The organism is Pseudomonas sp. GW822-FHT05A08, from assembly GCF_058800485.1.
This window is the reverse complement of record NZ_CM179511.1, coordinates 662,159-684,975: the sequence shown is the minus strand read 5'-3', so window position 1 is coordinate 684,975 and position 22,817 is coordinate 662,159. Positions and strand designations below refer to the sequence as shown.

General features: G+C 65.0%; 21 protein-coding genes and 1 pseudogene. 11 read left to right on the top strand and 11 right to left on the bottom strand.

Features of this window, described 5'->3' with window-relative positions; all coding sequences use genetic code 11:
• The first annotated feature begins 73 nt into the window (after positions 1 to 73).
• Together AC3RCP_RS03130 and AC3RCP_RS03125 are read left to right on the top strand one after the other, a co-directional pair.
• Complete coding sequence (locus tag AC3RCP_RS03130; protein ID WP_492571377.1) at positions 74 to 616, top strand: chorismate mutase; 543 nt, start codon at positions 74 to 76, stop codon at positions 614 to 616.
• An 88-nt stretch (positions 617 to 704) separates the two neighbouring features.
• Complete coding sequence (locus AC3RCP_RS03125) at positions 705 to 1,220, top strand: DUF4124 domain-containing protein (RefSeq protein ID WP_492571376.1); 516 nt, start codon at positions 705 to 707, stop codon at positions 1,218 to 1,220.
• On the opposite strand, the pseudogene AC3RCP_RS03120 reads toward AC3RCP_RS03125, so the two are convergent.
• The 6 genes and pseudogenes from AC3RCP_RS03120 to AC3RCP_RS03095 all read right to left on the bottom strand — a co-directional run.
• Positions 1,192 to 1,449: pseudogene (locus tag AC3RCP_RS03120) on the bottom strand (methylated-DNA--[protein]-cysteine S-methyltransferase); the annotation flags it as partial. The gene AC3RCP_RS03125 and the pseudogene AC3RCP_RS03120 sit on opposite strands and share 29 nt — an antisense overlap.
• 27 nt (positions 1,450 to 1,476) lie before the next feature.
• Complete coding sequence (locus tag AC3RCP_RS03115; RefSeq protein WP_492571375.1) at positions 1,477 to 2,679, bottom strand: 3-oxoadipyl-CoA thiolase; 1,203 nt, start codon at positions 2,677 to 2,679, stop codon at positions 1,477 to 1,479.
• A gap of 35 nt (positions 2,680 to 2,714) precedes the next feature.
• Positions 2,715 to 4,241: a 3-hydroxyacyl-CoA dehydrogenase gene (locus AC3RCP_RS03110; RefSeq protein WP_101336598.1), complete on the bottom strand. Its 1,527-nt coding sequence runs from the start codon at positions 4,239 to 4,241 to the stop codon at positions 2,715 to 2,717.
• Positions 4,238 to 5,032 (bottom strand): enoyl-CoA hydratase, encoded by a 795-nt coding sequence (locus AC3RCP_RS03105; protein WP_101336597.1) that lies wholly within the window; start codon positions 5,030 to 5,032, stop codon positions 4,238 to 4,240. The genes AC3RCP_RS03110 and AC3RCP_RS03105 overlap by 4 nt, the downstream gene beginning before the upstream one ends.
• A 71-nt stretch (positions 5,033 to 5,103) precedes the next feature.
• Positions 5,104 to 6,291, bottom strand: coding sequence for a CaiB/BaiF CoA transferase family protein (locus AC3RCP_RS03100; protein ID WP_101336596.1), 1,188 nt, complete (start codon positions 6,289 to 6,291; stop codon positions 5,104 to 5,106).
• A 32-nt stretch (positions 6,292 to 6,323) separates the two neighbouring features.
• On the bottom strand, positions 6,324 to 8,045 hold the full coding sequence (locus tag AC3RCP_RS03095) for an acyl-CoA dehydrogenase family protein (protein WP_492571374.1): 1,722 nt from the start codon (positions 8,043 to 8,045) through the stop codon (positions 6,324 to 6,326).
• Between the two features lie 112 nt (positions 8,046 to 8,157).
• Here AC3RCP_RS03095 and AC3RCP_RS03090 point away from each other — a divergent pair, with 112 nt between their 5' ends.
• The 4 genes from AC3RCP_RS03090 (at position 8,158) to ntrC (ending at position 13,543) form a co-directional block, all read left to right on the top strand.
• Positions 8,158 to 9,057: a LysR substrate-binding domain-containing protein gene (locus tag AC3RCP_RS03090; RefSeq protein WP_492571373.1), complete on the top strand. Its 900-nt coding sequence runs from the start codon at positions 8,158 to 8,160 to the stop codon at positions 9,055 to 9,057.
• Positions 9,058 to 9,253: 196 nt separating this feature from the next.
• Positions 9,254 to 10,666: an MFS transporter gene (locus AC3RCP_RS03085; RefSeq protein WP_101336594.1), complete on the top strand. Its 1,413-nt coding sequence runs from the start codon at positions 9,254 to 9,256 to the stop codon at positions 10,664 to 10,666.
• A 358-nt stretch (positions 10,667 to 11,024) separates the two neighbouring features.
• The gene (glnL, locus tag AC3RCP_RS03080; protein WP_009041766.1) at positions 11,025 to 12,110 is read left to right on the top strand and encodes a nitrogen regulation protein NR(II); all 1,086 of its coding nucleotides are present in this window, start codon (positions 11,025 to 11,027) and stop codon (positions 12,108 to 12,110) included.
• Entirely contained in the window at positions 12,107 to 13,543 is a 1,437-nt protein-coding gene (ntrC, locus tag AC3RCP_RS03075) for a nitrogen regulation protein NR(I) (RefSeq protein ID WP_007929941.1), read from the top strand. The genes glnL and ntrC overlap by 4 nt, the downstream gene beginning before the upstream one ends.
• A 730-nt stretch (positions 13,544 to 14,273) precedes the next feature.
• Here the strand turns inward: ntrC and AC3RCP_RS03070 are convergent.
• The gene (locus tag AC3RCP_RS03070; protein WP_492571672.1) at positions 14,274 to 14,714 is read right to left on the bottom strand and encodes a hypothetical protein; all 441 of its coding nucleotides are present in this window, start codon (positions 14,712 to 14,714) and stop codon (positions 14,274 to 14,276) included.
• On the opposite strand from AC3RCP_RS03070, the gene trmL reads away from it, so the two are divergent.
• Positions 14,713 to 15,168 carry a tRNA (uridine(34)/cytosine(34)/5-carboxymethylaminomethyluridine(34)-2'-O)-methyltransferase TrmL gene (trmL, locus tag AC3RCP_RS03065; protein WP_007930832.1) on the top strand — a complete coding sequence of 152 codons (456 nt, stop codon included), beginning with the start codon at positions 14,713 to 14,715 and terminating at the stop codon, positions 15,166 to 15,168. The genes AC3RCP_RS03070 and trmL overlap by 2 nt on opposite strands.
• Before the next feature lie 217 nt (positions 15,169 to 15,385).
• On the opposite strand, the gene secB is transcribed toward trmL, so the two are convergent.
• The 3 genes from secB to AC3RCP_RS03050 are packed head-to-tail and all read right to left on the bottom strand — an operon-like array spanning position 15,386 to position 16,594.
• A complete protein-coding gene (gene secB / locus AC3RCP_RS03060; protein ID WP_007930826.1) occupies positions 15,386 to 15,868 on the bottom strand; it encodes a protein-export chaperone SecB in 483 nt (160 codons plus the stop codon).
• A 56-nt stretch (positions 15,869 to 15,924) separates the two neighbouring features.
• Positions 15,925 to 16,179, bottom strand: a complete 255-nt coding sequence (gene grxC / locus AC3RCP_RS03055) for a glutaredoxin 3 (RefSeq protein ID WP_007930824.1) — start codon at positions 16,177 to 16,179, stop codon at positions 15,925 to 15,927.
• 1 nt (position 16,180) lies between these two features.
• Positions 16,181 to 16,594 carry a rhodanese-like domain-containing protein gene (locus AC3RCP_RS03050; RefSeq protein ID WP_007930821.1) on the bottom strand — a complete coding sequence of 138 codons (414 nt, stop codon included), beginning with the start codon at positions 16,592 to 16,594 and terminating at the stop codon, positions 16,181 to 16,183.
• A 151-nt stretch (positions 16,595 to 16,745) separates the two neighbouring features.
• On the opposite strand from AC3RCP_RS03050, the gene gpmI reads away from it, so the two are divergent.
• The 4 genes from gpmI (at position 16,746) to AC3RCP_RS03030 (ending at position 21,965) form a co-directional block, all read left to right on the top strand.
• Entirely contained in the window at positions 16,746 to 18,275 is a 1,530-nt protein-coding gene (gene gpmI, locus AC3RCP_RS03045; protein WP_007930819.1) for a 2,3-bisphosphoglycerate-independent phosphoglycerate mutase, read from the top strand.
• A 136-nt stretch (positions 18,276 to 18,411) separates the two neighbouring features.
• The gene (locus AC3RCP_RS03040; protein ID WP_053259311.1) at positions 18,412 to 19,698 is read left to right on the top strand and encodes a murein hydrolase activator EnvC family protein; all 1,287 of its coding nucleotides are present in this window, start codon (positions 18,412 to 18,414) and stop codon (positions 19,696 to 19,698) included.
• A 31-nt stretch (positions 19,699 to 19,729) separates the two neighbouring features.
• On the top strand, positions 19,730 to 21,040 hold the full coding sequence (locus AC3RCP_RS03035) for a S41 family peptidase (protein ID WP_009041761.1): 1,311 nt from the start codon (positions 19,730 to 19,732) through the stop codon (positions 21,038 to 21,040).
• A 166-nt stretch (positions 21,041 to 21,206) separates the two neighbouring features.
• The gene (locus AC3RCP_RS03030; protein ID WP_492571673.1) at positions 21,207 to 21,965 is read left to right on the top strand and encodes a divergent polysaccharide deacetylase family protein; all 759 of its coding nucleotides are present in this window, start codon (positions 21,207 to 21,209) and stop codon (positions 21,963 to 21,965) included.
• Positions 21,966 to 22,037: 72 nt separating this feature from the next.
• Here AC3RCP_RS03030 and AC3RCP_RS03025 read toward each other — a convergent pair whose 3' ends face one another.
• The gene (locus AC3RCP_RS03025) at positions 22,038 to 22,793 is read right to left on the bottom strand and encodes a substrate-binding periplasmic protein (protein WP_062823944.1); all 756 of its coding nucleotides are present in this window, start codon (positions 22,791 to 22,793) and stop codon (positions 22,038 to 22,040) included.
• Positions 22,794 to 22,817: the final 24 nt, after the last annotated feature.

The following is a 22,817-nucleotide window of genomic DNA, read 5'->3' as shown; positions in this document are numbered from 1 at the left end:
CGGCGCTTGCCAGGCACTGCGGTTTTGCGTGCATCATGGCCGCCGACTTGTCCCCAGGAAACCGAGACTGCCCATGACTTCGCGATTCTGCCTTGCCCTGTTGACCCTGTTGCTGGCCGGTAATGCCTGCGCCGCCCCCGCCACCCTCGGCCCTCTGCTGGCCACCCTCGAAGAACGCCTGGCCATTGCCGACCAGGTGGCGCTGAGCAAATGGGACAGCCACAAACCGGTGGAAGACCGCCCGCGCGAGCGTGAGGTGATTGCCGGCGCAGTGGCCCAGGCGCCGGCCTACAAACTCGACGGCGCGGCGGTGGAACAGTTCTTCGCCGCGCAGATCGAGGCCAACAAGCTGGTGCAGTACGCCCATCTGTCCGAATGGACCTTGCAAGGCCAGGCGCCGGACACGCCGCGCCCGGACCTGGTGGGGCAGATCCGCCCGCAACTCGACCGGTTACAAAAACGCCTGCTGCAGCAACTGGCGGATTTCAGCCCCCACCGCAATGACCCGCAGTGCCCACAATGGCTGGCCCAGGCCACCCACGGCGGCGACCGCCCGGTGCTGCGCCAGCTGGCGCTGGTCCGCGCCACCGCCGAGCTTTGTGTGTCCAAAGGTTGAAGCAGCGAACCTGGGCCCGGTTCGCGGCTCTATGCTGGAGGCAGTTTCATCTTTGCAGCCGCCGACCCAAGCGCCCAGGAAAGCCGCCATGCGTGTGCACTGTCTCTACCTGCTGTTGCTGACCGCCCTGCCGGCCGCCGCGCAGATCTACCGCTACACCGACGCCCACGGCAATACCGCCTACAGCGACCAGCCGCCGGCCGGCGTGCCCGGTCAGGCCGTCGAGCTGGCGCCGCTGAATCGCATTGAGGCCCCCCGGCCGACCACACCGCCCGGCGTCGAGCCAGCGCAAACACCACCCTCCAGCGCACCGGCCTACACCACCCTGGAGCTGAGCGGCGTACCGAACGGCGGAGTGATCCGCGCCAACAACGGCTCCTTCAATGTCGAGGTCAGCCTGCAACCGTCCCTGCACAACGAACATCGCCTGCGCCTGCTGCTGGACGACCAACCCTATGGCCAGCCCGGTAACCTGCCGAGCCTGCAACTGGTGAACATCGACCGCGGCGAGCACCGCCTGGCGGTGCAGGTGCTCGATGGCGAGCGGGTGGTGCAGCAAAGTCCGACGCTGACCTTCACCCTGCAACGGGTTCATCGGCCCTGAGGTTTTGGCGCGCCGAAATCTGCGGGTACAGGCGCCGCTCATGCTCAAGTAACCAGCGTTTGCGCCAGAGCCCGCCGCCATAACCGGTGAGCGAACCGTCGGAACCTATCACCCGGTGACAGGCAATCACGATGGCGATCTGATTGGCGCCATTGGCCCGGGCCACGGCCCGCACGGCGGAGGCCGAACCGATGCTGCTCGCCACCTCGGCATAACTATGGCTAGTGCCCGGAGTGAAACAACGCCGAGCGGTAGATCAGGCGCGCTCGATCACCATGGCTACACCCTGGCCCACGCCCACGCACAGGCTGACCACGGCGTAACGCTGGTGGTTGCGTTGCAGGGTACGGCAGGCGCTCAACACCAGCCGGGCCCCGGACGCGCCCAGTGGGTGGCCGATGGCGATGGCGCCGCCATTGGGGTTGACCCGCGGATCGTCGAAATCCAGGTCCAGGGCCTTGAGGCAAGCCAGCACCTGCGGCGCGAATGCCTCGTTGATCTCGATCAGGTCGAGCTGCTCCAGGCCGATGCGGGCCCGCTGCAGCGCCAGCAGAATCGCCCTGTGCGGGCCGATACCCATGAACTGCGGCTCCACGCCGACCGACGCCGACGAGAGGATGCGCGCCATGGGCGCGACCCCATGTTCCCTCCCGATCTCACGGCTGCCGAGCAGCAACACCGCCGCGCCATCGTTGATCCCCGAAGCGTTGCCGGCGGTCACCACGCCCTCCGCGAACAGCGTCGGCAAGCGCGACAGGGCCGCCAGGTCGGAGCGAGGGCGCGGATGTTCGTCATCGCAGACGGTCAAGGCCGGGCCCTTGCGCCCGGCCGCCACCTCGACGGCCATGATCTCTCCGTCCAGCACTCCGGCCTGCAAGGCCGCCTGGTAGCGCGCCTGGGAAGCGGCGGCGAAGCGATCGGCGTCCTCGCGGTTGATGGCATAGAGTCGGGCCAGGTTATCGCCGGTCTCGGGCATGCTGTGGTTGCCGTAGCGTTCGACCAGCCGCGGGTTGGCGAAGCGTGCGCCGATGGTGCTGTCGGCCACGTCCAGGCTTCGGCTGTAGGCACTCTCGGCCTTGGCCATGATGAAGGGCGCGCGGGACATGCTTTCGACCCCGCCGGCCAGGTACAGCCGGCCTTCGCCGCAGGTGATCGCCCGGGCCGCGTCGATCACCGCCGACAGGCCGCTGGCGCACAGGCGGTTGACCGTCTGCCCGGGCACGCGCCAAGGCAGCCCGGCGCTGAGCAAGGCATTGCGCGCCAGGTTGCGGCTGTCCTCGCCGGCCTGGTTGGTACACCCGAGGATCACCTCTTCCAGCGCCTCGGCCGGTAGCCCCGAGGTTTCCAGCAAACGCGCCAGCAACGGCCCCACCAGGTCGTCCGGGCGCACGCTGGCGAGGCTGCCGCCATGCCGGCCGAAGGGGGTTCGCAAGCCGCTGTAGATATAGGCATCAAGCATGAAAGGACTCTCGCAGCAGTAGGGATCGGCAGGCCTCAGGCCGGCAGCGGGTTTTCCGGCTGGCGCAGGGACAGGCCCAGCAGGGCCCGACGGCGCAACCAGCCGCTGGGGCGATAACGCGGGTCGCCCGTGAGGGCGTGCAGGCGCTCGAGGATCTGCAGCAGGCGCTCGGGGCCCAGTTGGTCGCCCCACTCCAGCGGCCCCAGCGGATAGCCGAGGCCCAGGCGTACCGCGGCGTCGATATCGGCCACCGAGGCGATGCCCTGCTGGGCAATGTCACAGGCCAGGTTGACGATGGACGCCAGGGTGCGCTGGACGATGAAGCCGCAGCTGTCGCGGATCAGCGTCACCGTGCCGCCGTCGGCGCTGAACAGCGCGTGGGCGGCGTGCTGCATGTCTTCACGGGTCGCTGGGTTGAGCATCAGGCAGCGCTGGCTGTCGAGCGCGGTCAGGGTGTCGATCGCCACAGTGCGCGACGGGTCCATGGCATGACGCAGGGCCGCTTCGCTGGCGTCATCGCCCAGTGGCGCCACCAGGCACAAGGCCGAGGTGGAAGGCCGCAGGCCGTTCTCGACCCGGGCCCCCAGGCGTTCGAGCAGGTCCAGCAGACGCAGCCGGCCGACCTCGTCGTCGGCGGCGATCCACACCGGCGGCAGCACCGCGCAAGAGGGCACGGCCTGTGGCGGGCGCCGCGTATCGCCTGGCTCGTCGTAGAGGTAGAAGCCCTGCCCGCTCTTGCGCCCCAGGTGCCCACCCGCCAGCATCAGCCGCAGCACGGGGTGAGGCCGATAACGCGGCTCCTCATAGAACTGCCGGTAGACCGACTCCATCACCGGCACGCTGACATCCAGACCGATCAGGTCGAGCAGCTCGAACGGCCCCATGGCGAAACCGGCGCTGTCGCGCAGCAGCGCATCGATCCGCCATGCAGGGGCCACGCCCTCGCTGAGGATGCGCAACGCCTCGGTGCCAAAGGCCCGCCCGGCATGATTGACGATAAAGCCGGGAGAATCCTTGGCCCGCGCCGGGTAGTAGCCGATGGCGCGGACCAGCTCCTGCAAGCGCGCGCCGACGCGGGTGGCAAGGCCGTCGATCACCTCGACAATGCGCATCCGCGGCACCGGATTAAAGAAGTGCAGCCCGGCGACGCGTTCCGGATAGCGGCACACCGAGGCAATCGCGGTGATCGACAGCGACGAGGTATTGCTCGCCAGGATCGCGTCCGGTGCCAGCACCTCCTCCAGTTGCCTAAACAGCTGCTGCTTGGCCGCCAGGTCCTCGACTATCGCCTCGATCACCAGTTGGCAGTCACGCAGCGCGTCCAGGCTGTCGACCACTTCCAGATTGAGCATGGCCGCCGCGGCGTCCTGCGGGGTGATGCGGGCCTTCTCGATCTGCTGGGCAAAGATCGTCGCCAGTTGCTCCCGGGCCATGCCCGCGGCACCCGGGCGCGCATCGAACAAAAATACCTTGAGCCCGGCCATGGCCATGACCTGGGCGATGCCCCGGCCCATGGCGCCGGTGCCGACCAGGCCGATGCGTTGCAATGGTTGTGTGGTCATTTCCCCTGGTACTCCGGTTTGCGTTTCTCAAGAAAGGCCTGCATGCCTTCGCGTTGGTCATGGGAGCCGAACAGCAGCTGGAAAGCCTTGCGCTCCAGCACCAACGCCTGCTCCAACGGCAGGTCCATGCCGGCCAGCACCACCTCCTTGATCTGCGCCACGGCCAGCGGCGGCATGCCGGCGATGCTGGCGGCCAGGGCCAGGGCCCGCGGCAGGGTCTCGCTGTCCGCCACCACCTCGCTGACCAGGCCCAGGCGCAGCGCCTCGTCGGCCGGGACCTGGCAACCGGTGAGCAGCAGGCGCAGCGCCTGGAACTTGCCGATGGCGCGCAGCAGGCGCTGGGTGCCGCCCGCCCCGGGCATCACCCCGACCTTGATTTCCGGCTGGGCAAAACGCGCCGAGTGGCCGGCGACGATCAGGTCGCAATGCATCGCCAGCTCGCAGCCACCGCCCAGGGCGTAGCCGTTGACCGCGGCGATGACCGGCTTGCGGCACGCCGAGATGGCTTGCCAGTGGCGCTCGGCATACCGGGCATAGAGCTGCAGCGCGCTGGCGTTCACCAGCTCGCTGAGGTCGGCGCCGGCGGCAAACACCGTATCGCCGCCAGTGAGTACCACGACTCGGGTATCCGGGCAGGTGTCCAGGCGGCGAAAGTGCTCGGCCAGCTCCTCGCGCAGCGCCATGTTCAGCGCGTTGAGCGCCTGCGGGCGGTTCAGCCGCAGCAGCGCCACGCCCGGTGCGGGGCGCTCCAGCAGGACCAGGGGTTGGGGGCTAACGGACTCGGGATTCATGGAGTCTCCTGATGCAGATAGGAACCTGAGAAGCGCGCCAGAGGCCCGGTCGGGACTCTGGGCGCAGCCCTTCACTCGCGGACGATGCCGTGCTCGAACAGGTTTTCGATCGTCTGGTTGTCGAGGCCCAGGTCTTCGAGAACCTCGCGGGTATTCGCGCCCAATGCCGGCGGAGCACTGCGATAGCTGGCCGGGGTCCGCGACAGCTTCACCGGCGAGCCGACGCCGCGGTAGTCGCCGATCTCCACCAACAGGCCGCGATGCCGGGTATGCGGGTGCGCGACCACCTTGTCGATCGAGGCAATCGAGCCGCAGGGCACGCCCAGGCGGATCAGCCGTTGCGCCAGGGCCGTGCCGTCGTGCTCGGCCAGGCGCGCCTCCAGTGCCTGCTTCAGCGCCTCGCGGTTGACCGAGCGACAGCCGTTGTCGGCGAAGCGCGGGTCGTCCAGCAAGGCGCCGGCGTCCAGCTGTTCGCACAACTTGGCGAACTGCCGGTCATTGCCGACCGCCAGGAAGATCGGCTCGGTGCCGGTGCGGTAACTGTCGTAGGGCGCGATATTCGGATGGGCGTTGCCGGTGCGCTGCGGGGTCTTGCCAGCGGCGAAATAGTTGGCCAGATGCGGGTGCAGCAGGGACACGCCGCAGTCGTACAGGGTGATGTCGAGGGACTGCCCCAGGCCGCTGCGGTGGCGTTCGTTGAGCGCCAGGAGAATCCCCGCCAGGGCATTCAGCCCGGTGACCATATCGACGATCGGCAGGCCGATGCGCAGCGGGCCGCTGTCGGCTTCGCCGTTCACGCTCATCAGCCCCGCCATCGCCTGGATCACCGCGTCGTAGCCGGGCAACCCGCCCAGCGGGCCGTCACCGCCAAAACCGGAAACCGCGCAGTGGATCAGGGTCGGGAAACGCTGGCTCAGCACCTCGGCATAACCGATGCCCCAACGCTCCAGGGTGCCGGGCTTGAAGTTCTCCATCAGCACGTCGGCGTCTTCCAGCAGGCGCATCAGCAGCTGGATGCCCGCGGGTCGGGACAGGTCCACGGCGATCCCCTGTTTGTTGCGGTTCACGCCCCTGAAATACGAAGCGTCGGCGCCCTCGAAAGGCGGGCCCCAGCCGCGGGTCTCGTCACCGCTCAGGGGCTCCAGCTTGATCACTTCGGCGCCGTGGTCGGCCAAGGCCTGGGAGCAGTAGGGTCCACCCAGCACGCGGCTGAGGTCGATGACTTTAAGGCCGGCCAGGGCCCCTTTTGAATGGTTCATGGCAGTTCTCTGACAAAAATGGGCAAGGCCGTTCAGGCCGGCAACAGCTGCATCGCATCGGCTTTCGACAGCGCGCTCTCATTGGCCAGGAGCGTCAGCAGCTCAGGCTCAATCGATGCCTCCGGACGCAGCGGATCGCGGGGCAGCAGCTTGTGCTGGAGCAGCAGATGGGCCAGGGCCAGGCGCCGGTAATCGGGGGCCTGGCGGCTCGCTTCCCAGGCCATGAAGATCGCCGTGGCAGTGTGATAAAGGGCACTGCCGGCCAGGCGCACCTGGTCGTCGCGGCGCTCTTGCGCGACCTTTTCGATGGCCGCAACCGCACGTTGCAGGACCGTCTCGAACAGGCGCTGGCTGGCCGCCGGCAGGTCGGCCTCGGCGAGCAGGCCGGCGAGGTAGTGCCGCAGCGGCTCCAGGGCCTGCTCGCGGGTCACGGCGCGGGCGATGTCCAGCGCGACGATGTTGCTGGTGCCTTCCCAGATCGAGCCCAGGTGGGCATCGCGCACCAGCCGCGCATCGCTCCACTCCTCGATGTAGCCAACCCCGCCGCGTACTTCCATGGCGTCCCCGGTGACCCGGCGCGCATCGCGACAGGCGCGGAACTTGATCAGCGGGGTGAGGATGCGCACGCACTTGCGCGCCGCCTCGTCGCCGGCATCGGCCTTGGGCAGCAGCGTGGCGATCTGCATGAACATCGAACGGGCCTGCTCGGCGGGCAGCATCATTTTCAGCAGTTGGCGCTGCATCAGCGGCATCTCGATCAGATGGCGGTCGAAGGCCCGGCGCTGGCGGGCGACATACAGCGCCTCGTTGACCCCGCGACGCATCAGCCCGGCGGCCCGCACCCCGTTGGACAGGCGCGACATGTTGATCATGTCGGCCATCTGCTGGAAGCCGCGGCCGACCTCACCGATCAGGTAGGCGGTGGCGCCGTCCAGGCTGATTTCGCCGCTGGCCATGGAGCGGCTGCCCAGCTTGTCCTTCAGGCGCAGGATCCGGTAGGCGTTGCGCGAGCCATCGGGGCGGACCTTCGGCAGCAGGAACAGGCTGACCCCCTTCAGGCCTTCCGGTGCGTCTTCCGGACGGGCCAGGACCATGGCCAGGTCGGCGTCCGGGTTGGAGCAGAACCACTTGTCGCCGAACAGCCGCCACTCGCCGCTCTCCAGGCGCGCGCGGGTTTCGGTGCGCGACACGTCGGAGCCGGCCGCCTGTTCGGTCATGAACATCGCGCCCTGGAACAAGCGGTCGAAATCCCGCGAGGCCAGGGACGGCAGATAGCGCGCCACCAGCTCCGGCGAGCCGAACTTGCGCAGGGTGCGGGTCAGCGAGTCGGTCATGCTCACCGGGCAGCACAGGCCGAACTCGGCCTGCACGAAAAGGAAGGTCAGGGCGTACTTGACCAGCGGCAGCACCGGCTCGGCGCAATGACTCATGGAGGCCAGGCCCAGCTCGGCATAGGCGGCGCGCTCCAGGGCGATGAAATCCGGGTGCTTGTAAATGCTCTGCAGGTCTTCGCCACGGCGGGTGCGCGGTCGCAGTTGCGGCGGGTTCTTGTCCGCCGAGAGCGCCAGCACATCCAGCTCGCCACCGGCCCGCGCACCGAGCTGGCGCAAGCTCGGTAACCACTGGGCGTACAGTTGCGGCGCCAGGTAGACCTTGAGCAGGGCCGCCAGCCCGGCATCGCAATCGAACAGGTTCAGGCCTCGGCTATCGGGGATATTCAGGGTGTCTTGGATAGGTTCAGGCAGGGCAGTCATGGCGTCTCTCCAGGCTCTTGTGCCCCGAGACTAGAGTCGCCATCGATAAGTATCTAATACAAAATCAATCCACTACGATAAGAAAACCAGATCGTAAAGCGAGGACGCCAGCATGGATCTCAAACAGCTTCGTTACTTCGTCGCGGTCGCCGAAGAGCTGCATTTCGGCCGGGCCGCCACTCGCCTGTTCATCTCCCAGCCGGCCCTGAGCTTCGACATCAAGAAGCTCGAAAGCCAGCTGGACGTGCAGTTGCTGAGCCGCAACAACAAGTCGGTGAGCCTGACCAACGCCGGCCAGGTGCTGCTCGACGAAGCCCGCTACCTGCTGCTGCGGGCCGAGCAGGCGCGGCGCCTGACCCTGCGTTCGGCCCAGGGTTTCGTCGGCCGGCTGAGCATCGGTTTCGTCAACTCGATCCTGCATCGCGGCCTGCCGCAGGCGGTGAGGACCTTCGAGCAGGATCACCCGGACACCGAGATCGTGCTGATGGAGATGAACAGCGCCGAGCAGGCCCAGGCACTGCAGCGCGGGCAGATCGATATCGGCTTCGTGCACTGGAGCCACTTTCCCGAGAGCATCCGCGGCGAGCCGGTTCTCGCCGAGCCCTTCCTCTGTTGTCTGCCTCAGGGTCACCGGCTGGCGGACAAGGCGCGCATCGACCTGGCGCAGCTGGCCAACGACGACTTCATCCTGTTCCCACGCAATGTCTCGCCGCACTACCACGACCTGATCATCGCGCGCTGCGTGGCAGCCGGGTTCAGCCCGCGTATCCGCCACGAAACCCGGCTGTGGCAAACGGTGGTGGCGATGGTGGCGTATGAAATGGGCGTGGCCCTGGTCCCGCAGACCCTGGCCGGCACCTGGAAAGAGGGTGTGCATTACTGCGAAATCAGCGGCGACGGGGCGTTGTCCGAGGTCCACGCCATCCGTCATGCCGACAAACCGTCGGCCGCCGCGGAGAGTTTCCTGAGTGTCCTCAAGGCCCTGCAAAAGCCCGTGGCGCCGGGACTTTGAGGGCTGTCGACCATACGAAATCCCGTATCACACAATAAGATTTAATCATTATTTTTTTCATTCCTGCCTGTATAGGCTCCGTGCCGTCGGACCTTGCAAGTACGTGATGCGCCCATTCGTGCAATGAGTATCCGGAGCCGTCGTCAGACGAACCTCCCGCGGCGCAAATAACAATAACAACATGCAGGAATTGAATATGAATGCCGCCCAGCACGCTGCCGCGCACAAGAAAGCCCGCAAGGCAGGAATCGCTTCGTTCATCGGCACGACCATCGAATGGTATGACTTCTACGCCTACGGAATCGCCGCCGCGCTGGTCTTCGGCAAGGTGTTCTTCCCCGCCGACCTGCCTGCGGGCACCGCCACCCTGCTGTCGTTTTTGACCCTCTGGGCCGGCTTCATCGCCCGCCCCATCGGCGGCATCATCTTCGGCCACCTGGGCGACAAGATCGGGCGCAAGACCACCCTGGTGATCACCCTGATCATGATGGGCGTGGCCACCACCTGCATCGGCCTGCTGCCGACCTACCTGCAGATCGGTATCTGGGCGCCGATTGCCCTGGTGGTGCTGCGCATCATCCAGGGCATCGCGGTGGGCGGCGAATGGGGCGGCGCCATCCTCATCGCCAGCGAAAGTGCGCCCAAGGGCAAAGGCATTCTGTATGCGGCCTTCGCCCAGCAGGGCTCGCCGGCTGGCAACCTGCTGGCAACCCTGGTGTTCTTCGGCCTCAGCGCCCTGCCCGCGCCGGACTTTTTGCTGTGGGGCTGGCGCATTCCGTTCCTGCTCTCGGCGGCACTGGTCCTGGTGGGCATGGTGATTCGCCTCAAGCTCGAAGAATCGGACGACATGAAGCGCCTGATCCAGCAGAAAAAGACCGTCAAGCTGCCGATCCTGGAGGTCCTGCGCAAACACTGGCAGATCGTGCTGCTGGGGGCCGGCGTGCTGCCGATCATCCATGTCACCTACTTCAAGAGCACCTTTGCCCTGTCCTGGGCCACCAAGGAGCTGGGCTACAGCCAGAGCACCTTTCTCAGCGTGATCGTCATCGCCCTGGTGGTGCAGTTCATCACCCAGCCCCTGGGCGCGGTGCTGGTTTCCAGGATGGACATGCGCAAGGCCGTGGTGCTGATGCTGCTGCCGGAGTTCTTCCTGATGCCGGCGATGTTCTTCGCCGTGGAAACCGGCGTCTACTGGATCGCCGTGCTCGGCATGTGCCTGGCCACCGTGCCGCACTCGATGTTCTATGGCGCCGTCGGCGGCATCCTGGCCCGCGCCTTTCCGACCAGGGTGCGCTACAGCGGCCTGTCGATTTCCTACCAGCTCTGTTCCTTGCTGGTGGGCGGCGCCACGCCGGTCCTGGCCCAGGGCATTCTCAACAACACCGGGAGCATTCTCGGCGTGGCCATCGCCTCCGCTGGCTATGCCCTGGTGTCCCTGGTGTGCATGCTCCTGCTGCTCAAGCGCATCGGCCACAACGCCGCCGACCTGTCCACCGCCGAGCAGGCGGACGCCGACGAACTGGCCCGGGAACCCCGCGCCACGCTACCGGACGAGGAGCCGATCGCGACGCAGCAGGGTATCGACAAGGACCCACATCCCGCCCACTGAGACGCTATCCGCCGCACACTTCCAGGCCCGCCAGCACGCGGGCCTTTTTGCGTGCGCGGCGAATTCTGGACCGGCGCGCGGCTAGCCATTCTTTAGCGCAGCCTCGGATAAATCGCACTATATTGGTGCATCAAGCTGCACCTGCACCCATCCGCAGCCCATTTTGGTTCGAAAGTACCCAGCGCAGCCGGCAAAGCGCTGCGAAACAGAACTTTAAACGTCTGTTTCAGGGCTCGAGCGCTTCTTTTCGGAGCCTTGGTTTGGTTTTTGCATTTTCTCGATACCAGCGCCTTGTTCGCGCGCGCAATCCTGGGCCGGCCCGGGATTGCCTTGTTTCAAAAGAGGTCAACATTTACCCATGACCATCAGCGATCAACTACACCGCTTGCTACTCGACAACCTGACCACCGCGACCATCCTGCTCAACGCCGACCTGCGCCTTGAGTACATGAACCCGGCGGCGGAGATGTTGTTGGCCATCAGTGGCCAGCGCAGCCATGGGCAATTCATCAGCGAACTGTTCACCGAGTCGGCCGAAGCCCTGAGCTCCCTGCGCCAGGCGGTGGAACAGGCGCACCCGTTCACCAAGCGCGAAGCCATGCTCACCGCGCTGACCGGCCAGACCCTGACCGTGGACTACGCGGTGACGCCGATCCTGAGCAATGGCGACACCCTGCTGTTGCTGGAAGTCCATCCCCGTGACCGCCTGCTGCGGATCACCAAGGAAGAGGCCCAGCTGTCCAAGCAGGAAACCAGCAAGATGCTGGTGCGCGGCCTGGCCCACGAGATCAAGAACCCCCTCGGCGGGATTCGCGGCGCCGCCCAGTTGCTGGCCCGCGAACTGCCGGACGAGAACCTCAAGGACTACACCAACGTCATCATCGAAGAGGCCGACCGCCTGCGGAACCTGGTGGACCGCATGCTCGGCTCCAACAAGCTGCCGTCGCTGGCGATGTGCAACGTGCACGAAGTGCTGGAGCGCGTGAGCAGCCTGGTGGAAGCCGAAAGCCAGGGCTGCATCACCCTGGTGCGCGACTATGACCCGAGCATTCCCGATGTACTGATCGACCGCGAACAGATGATCCAGGCGGTGCTCAACATCGTGCGCAACGCGATGCAGGCCATCAGCAGCCAGAACGAGCTGCGCCTGGGCCGCATCAGCCTGCGCACCCGCACCATGCGCCAGTTCACCATCGGCCACGTGCGCCACCGCCTGGTGACCAAGATCGAGATCATCGACAACGGCCCGGGGATCCCCGCGGAACTCCAGGAAACCATCTTCTTCCCCATGGTCAGCGGCCGTCCGGACGGTACCGGGCTGGGCCTGGCCATTACCCAGAACATCATCAGCCAGCACCAGGGCCTGATCGAGTGTGACAGCCATCCCGGCCACACCACGTTCTCGATCTTTCTGCCACTGGAACAAGGAGCCCCATCGACATGAGCCGTAGTGAAACCGTGTGGATCGTCGATGACGACCGTTCTATCCGTTGGGTTCTGGAGAAAGCCTTGCAACAGGAAGGCATGACCACCCAGAGCTTCGATAGCGCCGATGGTGTGATGAGTCGCCTGGCCCGCCAGCAACCGGACGTGATCATTTCCGACATCCGCATGCCCGGCGCCAGTGGCCTGGACCTGCTGGCGCGGATCCGCGAGCAGCACCCGCGCCTGCCGGTGATCATCATGACCGCGCATTCCGACCTGGACAGCGCTGTCGCCTCCTATCAGGGCGGCGCCTTCGAGTACCTGCCCAAGCCGTTCGATGTCGACGAAGCGGTGTCCCTGGTCAAGCGCGCCAACCAGCACGCCCAGGAGCAGCAGGGCCTGGAGGTGATCCCGGCGCTGGCTCGTACCCCGGAAATCATCGGTGAAGCGCCGGCGATGCAGGAGGTGTTCCGCGCCATCGGTCGCCTCAGCCACTCCAACATCACCGTGCTGATCAACGGTGAGTCCGGTACCGGTAAAGAGCTGGTGGCCCACGCCCTGCACCGCCACAGCCCGCGGGCGGCTTCGCCGTTCATCGCCCTGAACATGGCGGCGATCCCCAAGGACCTGATGGAATCCGAGCTGTTCGGCCATGAAAAAGGCGCCTTCACCGGCGCGGCCAACCTTCGGCGCGGGCGCTTCGAACAGGCCGACGGCGGCACCCTGTTCCTCGACGAGATCGGCGACATGCCGGCCGACACCCAGACCCGCCTGCTGCGGGTGCTGGCCGACGGCGAGTTCTACCGGGTCGGCGGGCATACGCCGGTCAAGGTCGACGTGCGCATCATTGCCGCGACCCACCAGAACCTGGAAACCCTGGTGCACGCCGGCAAGTTCCGCGAGGACCTGTTCCACCGCCTGAACGTGATCCGCATCCATATCCCGCGCCTGTCGGACCGTCGCGAAGACATTCCGACCCTGGCCAAGCACTTCCTCAGCCGCGCCGCCCAGGAGCTGGCCGTCGAGCCCAAGCTGCTGAAAAGCGAGACCGAGGAATACCTGAAGAACCTGCCGTGGCCCGGCAACGTGCGCCAGCTGGAGAACACCTGCCGTTGGATCACCGTGATGGCTTCGGGTCGCGAGGTGCATATCAGCGACCTGCCGCCGGAACTGCTGAGCCTGCCCCAGGATTCGGCGCCGGTGACCAACTGGGAGCAGGCCCTGCGCCAGTGGGCCGACCAGGCCCTGGCACGCGGCCAGTCGAGCCTGCTGGACAGCGCGGTGCCGAGCTTCGAGCGGATCATGATCGAGACTGCCCTCAAGCACACCGCCGGCCGCCGCCGCGACGCCGCCGTGCTGCTGGGCTGGGGCCGCAACACCCTGACGCGCAAGATCAAGGAGTTGGGGATGAAGGTCGACGGCGGGGATGACGACGACAGCGACGAGGGCTGAGCCGCGTAACCCCCTGTAGCCGCTGCCGCAGGCTGCGATAAGGCCGAAGGCCTTCAGCGATCTTGAGATCCTGCGCGCCCTTCGGTCGCGATCGCAGCCTTCGGCAGCGGCTACAGTGCAAGGCATTCGGGCTGTGCCGAATGACAGATCCAATCGCGGGCAAGCCTCGCTCCTATAGATGAAGGGGTTCTGTAGGAGCGAGGCTTGCCCGCGAAGCTTTTTGTGCACCGCAATGGTGAGCCTGCACTGCCCGAATGCGCGGCTGGACGTGGGATTTCCCGGTGGGTGATCTCGATTTTTCTCGCAAAAACATCTCCACACAACGGCGAAAGCCCCGTAAACCGGGGCTTTCAGATTTTCTTGAAAATTCGCTTAACCGTTTAAGCCGAAATTGGCACGCCCCCTGCAAAGACAAGATCATGAGTGCAGTCACTCACCCGTTTTGGGGACCTTGGTACAGGCAGGCCGAGAATCCCCTTCTTTACACCCGGAACCCATACCGCTCGCAGCGACGGGTTCCACCCGGTTTGGGGAACCCTGGTACAGGCAGGCCAGGGATTCCCTCTTTAACACCCGGGCTCATCACGCTCACAGCGACGAGCCCCCACCCGTTTCGGGAACCTTGGTACAGGCAGGCCGGGGATTCCCTCTTTACACCGGGCCCAGCGCAATCAGCGCGGCCCTCACGCTTTTGGGGACCTTGGTACAGGCAGGCCGGGAATCCCCTCTTTTATTCCTCGCGCAGCTGGACTTCCAGGCGCCAGCGCCCGTCGACCTCGCTGCCCGACCACTCGGCGTGCAGCGCTCTTGCTGCGACCACGTTCAGCAGCAACCCTTCCTTAGCCGCCCGCACTCGCCAGTTGGCATCCTTGTCGTTGATCTTCAACTGGCCCTTTTGCACCCGCCCCTCGGCCTCGAACAACAGCGCCACGGACCCGTCGATGTGCTCGCCATGGACCTTGGGCTCGTTGTTGAACCACACCACCAGGGCATTGGGCTGGACCTGCACTTCCTGCAACTCGGTGGGGTCCGGGGTCGTCAGGCGACCGATCATCAACCCGACCATCACGCCAAGGATCGCCAGCGAGCCGAATACCCGCAGCATTAGCTTCGGCCGGACGTCCGCTTCAGGCGTAGAATGCGGCCTGTCTTTTTCTTCGGAGCCGTGCATGTTTCACGTCATCCTTTTTCAACCAGAAATTCCGCCGAATACCGGCAACGTAATCAGGCTGTGCGCCAATAGCGGCTGCCACCTGCATTTGATCGAACCGCTGGGTTTCGAAATGGACGACAAGCGCCTGCGCCGGGCCGGCCTCGACTACCACGAGTACGCCACCCTGCAGCGCCATGCCGACCTCGCCAGCTGTCTTGAAAGCCTAGGCCATCCGCGCCTGTTCGCCTTCACCACCAAGGGCTCGCGACCTTTCCACGACGCCAGCTTCGCCGAGGGCGATGCCTTCCTGTTCGGCCCGGAAAGCCGTGGCCTGCCCGCCGAGGTACTGGACGCCCTGCCCGCCGAACAACGCCTGCGCCTGCCCATGCGCGAAGGCTGCCGCAGCCTGAACCTGTCCAACACCGTGGCGGTGGCTGTCTACGAAGCCTGGCGCCAGCTGGGGTTCAAATAAGCCCCACCTCTGCACGACTCCTTGTAGCCGCTGCCGCAGGCTGCGATAAGGCCGAAGGCCTTCAGCGTGCTCAAGACCTGGCGCCCCCTTCGGAGGCGATCGCAGCCTTCGGCAGCGGCTACAGGTTTGGCGCCGCTCTCGGCGTCAACCTCGAAACCTTGGGCCCGAACATGAAAAAAGCGCCTGAAACGGCGCTTTTTTCATGGAACCCGGCAGCTTATTGAACAGTGCCTTCACCGGCTGCCTGCAGGCGTTGCAGCTCTTGCGCGTACAGCGCGTCGAAGTTCACCGGAGCCAGCATCAGGGCCGGGAACGAACCGCGGGTCACCAGGCTGTCCAGCGCTTCGCGAGCGTACGGGAACAGGATGTTCGGGCAGAACGCACCCAGGGTGTGGCTCATCGAAGCGTCGTCCAGGTTCTTGATCAGGAAGATACCGGCCTGTTGCACTTCGGCGATGAACGCCACTTCGTCGCCGTTCTTCACGGTGACCGACAGGGTCAGCACGACTTCGTGGAAACCCTCTTCCAGCGCCTTCTGACGGGTGTTCAGGTCCAGGCCGACGCTCGGCTCCCACTGCTGGCGGAAGATCGCCGGGCTTTTCGGAGCTTCGAAAGACAGGTCACGCACATAGATACGCTGCAGCGAGAATTGCGGTGCGGATTCGTCTTCGGTCGCAGCGGTGTTCTGTTGGTCAGTCATCTCAGATCCTTCTTGATCTCGGGGTCATGTAGGGTTTGCTGAACTTGGGTGGTCAGTCAGGCCGCGAGCAGCGCGTCGAGCTTGCCGGCGCGCTCCAGGGCGAACAGATCGTCACAACCGCCCACATGGGTGCTGCCGATCCAGATCTGCGGCACGGACGTACGCCCGGCCTTCTGGGCCATTTCGGCGCGAACCTGCGGCTTGCCGTCGACCTTGATCTCTTCGAAGGCTACGCCTTTGTTCTCGAGCAGGTACTTGGCCCGCGAGCAGTAGGGGCAGTAATCGCTGGAATAGACGACGACGGCAGCCATATCACTTCACCAGCGGCAGGTTGTCGGCTTTCCAGCTGCCAACGCCGCCGGACAGCTTGGCGGCGGTGAAGCCGGATTTCATCAGCTCGCGAGCGTGGGTGCCGGCGTGCTGACCCAGGGCATCGACCAGAATGATGGTCTTGGCCTTGTGCTTTTCCAGCTCGCCCACGCGGGCGGCCAGTTTGTCTTGAGGGATGTTCAACGCGCCGACGATATGGCCCGCGGCGAAGTCCTTGGTCGGACGGATATCGATCACCACGCCCTGCTCGCTGTTCACCAGCGCGGTCAGTTCACGGGTGCTGAGGCTACGGCCGCCGCGGCTCAACTCGTGAGCGATCAACAGAGCCAGCAAGATGACGAAGGCGCCGACGAGCAAGTAGTGTTCAGTGGCGAATTGAATCAGGTGAGCAACCATCAAGGAGGTTCCAGGGCGTTAAAATGTCGGCCAGTATACACAGCCCTCCGGGTCGGCCAAACCCCGCCCGGCGGTGACGCCACCGGAACTTCGCTTTAAACTGCCACTCCCTTTTTCCAACATTCTCCCAATCCAGCCACGAGTGGAATCTATGACTACCACGCCTAAACCTTTGGTCCTGATGATTCTGGATGGCTTCGGTCACAGCGAGAGCCACGAATCCAACGCTATCTATGCAGCCAAGAAGCCGGTCCTCGACCGCCTGTGCGCCAGCGTGCCGAACGGCCTGATCTCGGGTTCGGGCATGGATGTCGGCCTGCCGGACGGCCAGATGGGCAACTCCGAAGTCGGCCACATGAACCTTGGCGCCGGCCGCGTGGTGTACCAGGATTTCACCCGTGTCACCAAAGCCATCCGCGATGGCGAGTTCTTCGAGAATCCGACCATTTGCGCCGCCGTGGATAAAGCCGTGGCCGCCGGCAAGGCCGTGCATATCCTCGGCCTGCTGTCCGATGGCGGCGTGCACAGCCACCAGGACCATCTGGTGGCCATGGCCGAACTGGCCTTCAAGCGTGGCGCCGAGAAGATCTACCTGCACGCCTTCCTCGACGGCCGCGATACTCCGCCGAAAAGCGCCACCTCGTCGATCGAACTGCTGGATGAAACCTTCAAGACCCTGGGCAAGGGCCGCATCGCCAGCCTGATCGGCCGCTACTTCGCCATGGACCGCGACAACCGCTGGGACCGCGTGGCCCAGGCCTACAACCTGATCGTCGACGGCAAGGGCGAATTCAACGCCGCCACCGCCCAGGAAGGTCTGCAGGCCGCCTACGAGCGTGGTGAGAGCGACGAATTCGTCAAGGCCACCACCCTCGGCGAGCCGGTGAAAGTCGAAGACGGCGACGCCGTGGTGTTCATGAACTTCCGCGCCGACCGCGCCCGCGAGCTGAGCCGGGTATTCGTCGAGGACGGTTTCAAGGAATTCGAGCGCGCCCGCCAGCCGAAACTGGCCGGTTTCGTCATGCTGACCCAATACGCGGCAAGCATTCCGGCCCCTTCGGCCTTTGCCCCGGGCAGCCTGGAAAACGTGCTGGGCGATTACCTGGCGAAAAACGGCAAGACCCAGCTGCGCATCGCCGAAACCGAAAAATACGCCCACGTGACCTTCTTCTTCTCCGGTGGCCGCGAAGAGCCGTTCCCGGGCGAAGAACGCATCCTGATTCCGTCGCCGAAAGTCGCCACCTATGACCTGCAGCCGGAGATGAGCGCGCCGGAAGTCACCGACCGGATCGTCGACGCCATCGAAAACCAGCGCTACGACGTGATCGTGGTCAACTACGCCAACGGCGACATGGTCGGCCACAGCGGCGTGTTCGACGCCGCAGTCAAGGCCGTCGAATGCCTGGACCTGTGCGTCGGCCGCATCGTCGATGCCCTGGAAAAGGTCGGCGGCGAAGCCCTGATCACCGCCGACCACGGCAACGTCGAGCAGATGTCCGACGCCTCCACCGGCCAGGCCCACACCGCCCACACCAGCGAGCCGGTGCCGTTCATCTATGTGGGCAAGCGCGACCTGAAAGTCCGTGAAGGCGGAGTCCTGGCCGACGTGGCGCCGACCATGCTGAAACTGCTGGGCCTGCCGCAGCCCGCGGAAATGACTGGCACTTCGATACTGGTCTGATATCAAAAAGACCGAATAATGGGCCGCAAACGGCTTTTTATGACGAACGCCTCAAAGCAGTTGGCTTTGAGGCGTTTTTTTTGCAGCGAGGGGCGGGCATACTAGGCCGTCCCTTTCCCTGGTGTCGCCCGCCTCTATGCTTCGCGCCCTGATTACCCTTGCTCTGATCTGCCTGCTCCAACCGGCCTTCGCCGACGAGCGCGCGCAAACCCAACAGCAGTTGGACGCCACGCGTCAGGATATTGCCGAGCTGAAAAAGCTGCTGGGCAAGCTGCAGGAAGAAAAATCCGGCGTGCAGAAAGACCTGCGCGGCACCGAAACCGAGATGGGCAAGCTGGAAAAGCAGGTCGATGCCCTGCAGAAAGAGCTGAAGAAAAGCGAATCCGAGCTGCAGCGTCTCGATGAGGAGAAAAAAAAACTCCAGAGCGCGCGCATTGAACAGCAACGACTGATCGCCATCCAGGCCCGTGCGGCCTACCAGAACGGCCGCCAGGAGTACCTCAAGCTGCTGCTCAACCAGCAGAACCCGGAAAAATTCGCCCGCACCCTGACTTATTACGATTACCTGAGCCAGGCCCGCCTGGAGCAGCTGAAGAATTTCAACGAGACCCTGCGCCAGCTGGCCAATGTCGAAAAGGAAATCTCCCTGCAGCAAGCCCAGCTGCTGGTGCAGAAAAGCAGCCTCGACACCCAGCGTGAAGAACTCGACAAGGTCCGCAAGGAACGCCAGGTGGCCCTGGCCAAGCTCAATGATGACGTGAAGGCCCGTGGCGACAAGCTCAAGGCCCGCGAACAGGACCAGGCCGATCTGGGCAAGGTCCTGAAAACCATCGAGGAAACCCTGGCCCGCCAGGCCCGCGAGGCGGAAGAAGCGCGACAGAAAGCGCTGATCGCCCAGCAGGAAGCCGAAAAAAAGCGTTTGCGTGAGGCCCAGGCCAGTGCCGACGAGAGCCCGAGCAAGCCGCCCCGAGCGACGCCCGGCCCCTTGGTTTCCAGCGCAGGCGCCTCCTATGGAGGCCCTTTTGCTTCATCCCGGGGAAAACTTCCATGGCCGGTTGATGGTCGACTGCTGGCGCGCTTCGGCGAAAGCCGCGGCGACGATGCCCGGACCAAGTGGGACGGGGTGATGATCAGCGCCTCGGCCGGCAGCCAGGTGCATGCCGTCCATGGCGGCCGTGTAGTGTTCGCCGACTGGTTGCGCGGCGCCGGCCTGCTGGTGATCCTCGACCATGGCAACGGCTACTTGAGCCTCTACGGACACAACCAGACGCTGCTTAAAGAAGCGGGCGATATCGTCAAGGCCGGCGAGTCCATCTCCACTGTCGGTAGCAGTGGCGGACAGGGCGCGCCTGCACTGTACTTCGCTATTCGCCAGCAGGGTCGCCCAAGCGACCCGGCACAATGGTGCCGCGCGCAAGGATAAGCGCGCCATCTCATTCAGGAGTTCGTTCGACATGCTGCATTTGTCCCGCCTCACCTCGCTGGCCCTGACGATCGCTCTGGTGATCGGTGCGCCCCTGGCGTTCGCCGCCGAAACCGCTCAGTCGGCAGCCGCCACGACCACCAAGGCGCCATTGCCGCTCGAAGAGCTGCGCACCTTCGCCGAGGTCATGGACCGGATCAAGGCCGCCTATGTCGAACCTGTCGACGACAAGACCCTGCTGGAAAACGCCATCAAGGGCATGCTCAGCAACCTCGACCCGCACTCGGCCTACCTCGGCCCTGAAGACTTCGCCGAGCTGCAGGAAAGCACCAGCGGCGAGTTCGGCGGCCTGGGCATCGAAGTCGGCGCCGAGGACGGCATCATCAAGGTGGTGTCGCCGATCGACGACACTCCGGCGTCCAAGGCCGGCATCCAGGCCGGCGACCTGATCGTCAAGATCAACGGCCAGCCGACCCGCGGCCAGAGCATGACCGAAGCCGTGGACAAGATGCGCGGCAAGATCGGCCAGAAGATCACCCTGACCCTGGTACGCGACGGCGGTGCACCGTTCGACGTGACCCTGGCCCGCGCCACCATCCAGGTGAAGAGCGTGAAGAGCCAGCTGCTGGAGTCGGGCTATGGCTACATCCGCATCACTCAGTTCCAGGTCAAGACCGGCGAGGAAGTCTCCAAGGCCCTGGCCAAGCTGCGCAAGGACAATGGCAAGAAACTCAACGGCATCATCCTCGATTTGCGCAACAACCCGGGCGGCGTGCTGCAATCGGCGGTGGAAGTGGTCGACCACTTCATCACCAAGGGCCTGATCGTCTACACCAAGGGCCGCATCGCCAACTCCGAGCTGCGCTTCTCCGCCACCGGCAAGGACGAAAGCGAAGCGGTGCCGATGGTGGTGCTGATCAACGGTGGCAGCGCCTCGGCTTCGGAGATCGTCGCCGGCGCCCTGCAGGACCAGAAACGCGCGGTGCTGATGGGCACCACCAGCTTCGGCAAGGGCTCGGTGCAAACCGTGCTGCCGCTGAACAACGACCGCGCGCTGAAGATCACCACCGCGCTGTACTTCACGCCGAACGGCCGTTCGATCCAGGCCCAGGGCATCGTGCCGGACATCGAGGTGCGCCGCGCCAAGATCACCAGCGAAGCGCAGGACAACGAGTACTTCAAGGAAGCCGACCTGCAAGGTCACCTGGGCAATGGCAACGGCGGCGCCGACAAGCCGACCGCTTCCGGCAGCAAGCCCAAGCCGATGCCACAGGACGACGACTACCAGCTGGCCCAGGCCCTCAGCCTGCTCAAGGGCCTGAGCATCACCCGCAGCAAGTGATGGAAGCCATCGCGAGCAAGCCCGCCGCCTCCTCTGCAGGAGCGCAGCTTGCTCGCGATAGCGCCCTGATGACCGCCACACCCCGCTAAGGCTTTACCCGAACCCTATGCTTCAAATCCCCATGATCAACCAACGCCAACCCCTCCCACGGTTGTCGTGGAGGCTCATGACCGGGCTTCTGTGCCTCCTCGCCTTCACCTCGACCCAGGCCGCCGAGCCCGCCCCGCGCAAGGCCTACCTGAGCCTGATCATCGACGACCTCGGGCAGAACCTGCCCCGCGATCGCCGCGTACTGGCCCTGCCCGGCCCGGTGACCACGGCGATCATGCCCGACACGCCCCACGCCGCCGAGTTCGCCCGCGAAGCCCATCGCGCCGGCAAGATCGTCATCCTGCACATGCCCATGGACCCGGCCACCGGGCCCTTCGCCTGGCACCCCGAGCTGCCCATCGAAGAGCTGGAAAAGCGCCTCAACGCCGCCTTCAAGGCCGTGCCCTATACCAGCGGCATCAACAACCACATGGGCAGCCGCATGACCTCCCAGCCCCAGGCCATGGCCTGGCTGATGGGCGAGTTGCAGCGCCGCCACAAGTTCTTTGTCGACAGCCGCACCAGCGCCAAGACCGTGGCCGCCGCCGAGGCGCAGAAGATCGGCCTGGCCAGCGTGTCCCGCGATGTGTTCCTCGACGATGAACGCACCGAAGACGCCATCAGCTATCAGTTGCAGACCGCGATCAACCTGGCGCGCAAACAGGGTTCGGCGGTGGTGATCGGCCATCCCTACCCGCAGACCCTGGCCGTGCTCGAACGCGAACTGCCCAAGCTCAAGGCCCAGGGTATCGACTGGATCGATATCAAGTTGATGATCAGCGTGCGCAGCAACAAGGCCATGGCCGGGCACGGCAAGGATGGGGTTTATCGGTGAAGCAGCTGCAAGCCTCAAGCTGCAAGCTTCAAGTCACTTGCAGCTCCAAGCTTGCAGCTTGCGGCTGCCCTTCTACAGATAACGCCCCATGATTTCTTCCACCACGCCTTCCTCGCGCAGTTGATCCAGCGCGGCCTGCAGCCGGGCGACGGTCTCGTCCGGGACTTCTTTGTTCAGCGCCAGGTACAGCTGGGCGCTGTGGAAGCGCAGCACAGTCTTGAGCCCGGTCACACCTTCCTGCCTGGCCAGATAGCGCCCGGCGGGATCGCCAGTGGCCCATAGGTCGATCTGGCCGCCGACCAGCTTCCTGGCGTTGTCCTGGTCCCTCAGCACCACCAGCGGCTTGAGTCCTTGCTTGGCCAGGGTCTCGGCAATGGCGTCGCCCTTGTAGGCGCCAATCCGGTATTTGCGCGCCTGCTCCAGAGATTGCAGGGCGATCTTGCTATCGCCCCGGGCCAGCATGATCCAGTCATCCGGGCCGATGGGGCCGACCCATTTGAACAGCGGCTCCCGGTCCGGCAGCCGCGCCATGACAAACACGCCATACCCCGGCTGCTCCAGGGCGAGCTTGTAGATGCGCTCCCAGGGAAAACGCAGGGTCAGGCTGTAATTGATCCCGGCACGCTTGAACATTTCGCGGACGATATCCACGGCGATGCCGTTGATATTCTCGCCCTGGGCAAAGTTCTTGCCGTTCTTGGCCATGTTGTAGGGGGGGAAATTTTCCGTCAGCAGCACCAGGGAGGTGCCTGGCGTTTGCGCTGCGCGAGCGCCTGCGGCGAAGAGGACCGAAGCGCTGACAAGAACAAGAAGAAGACGTTTGAACATGACGGGCTACCGGAATCCATGGCG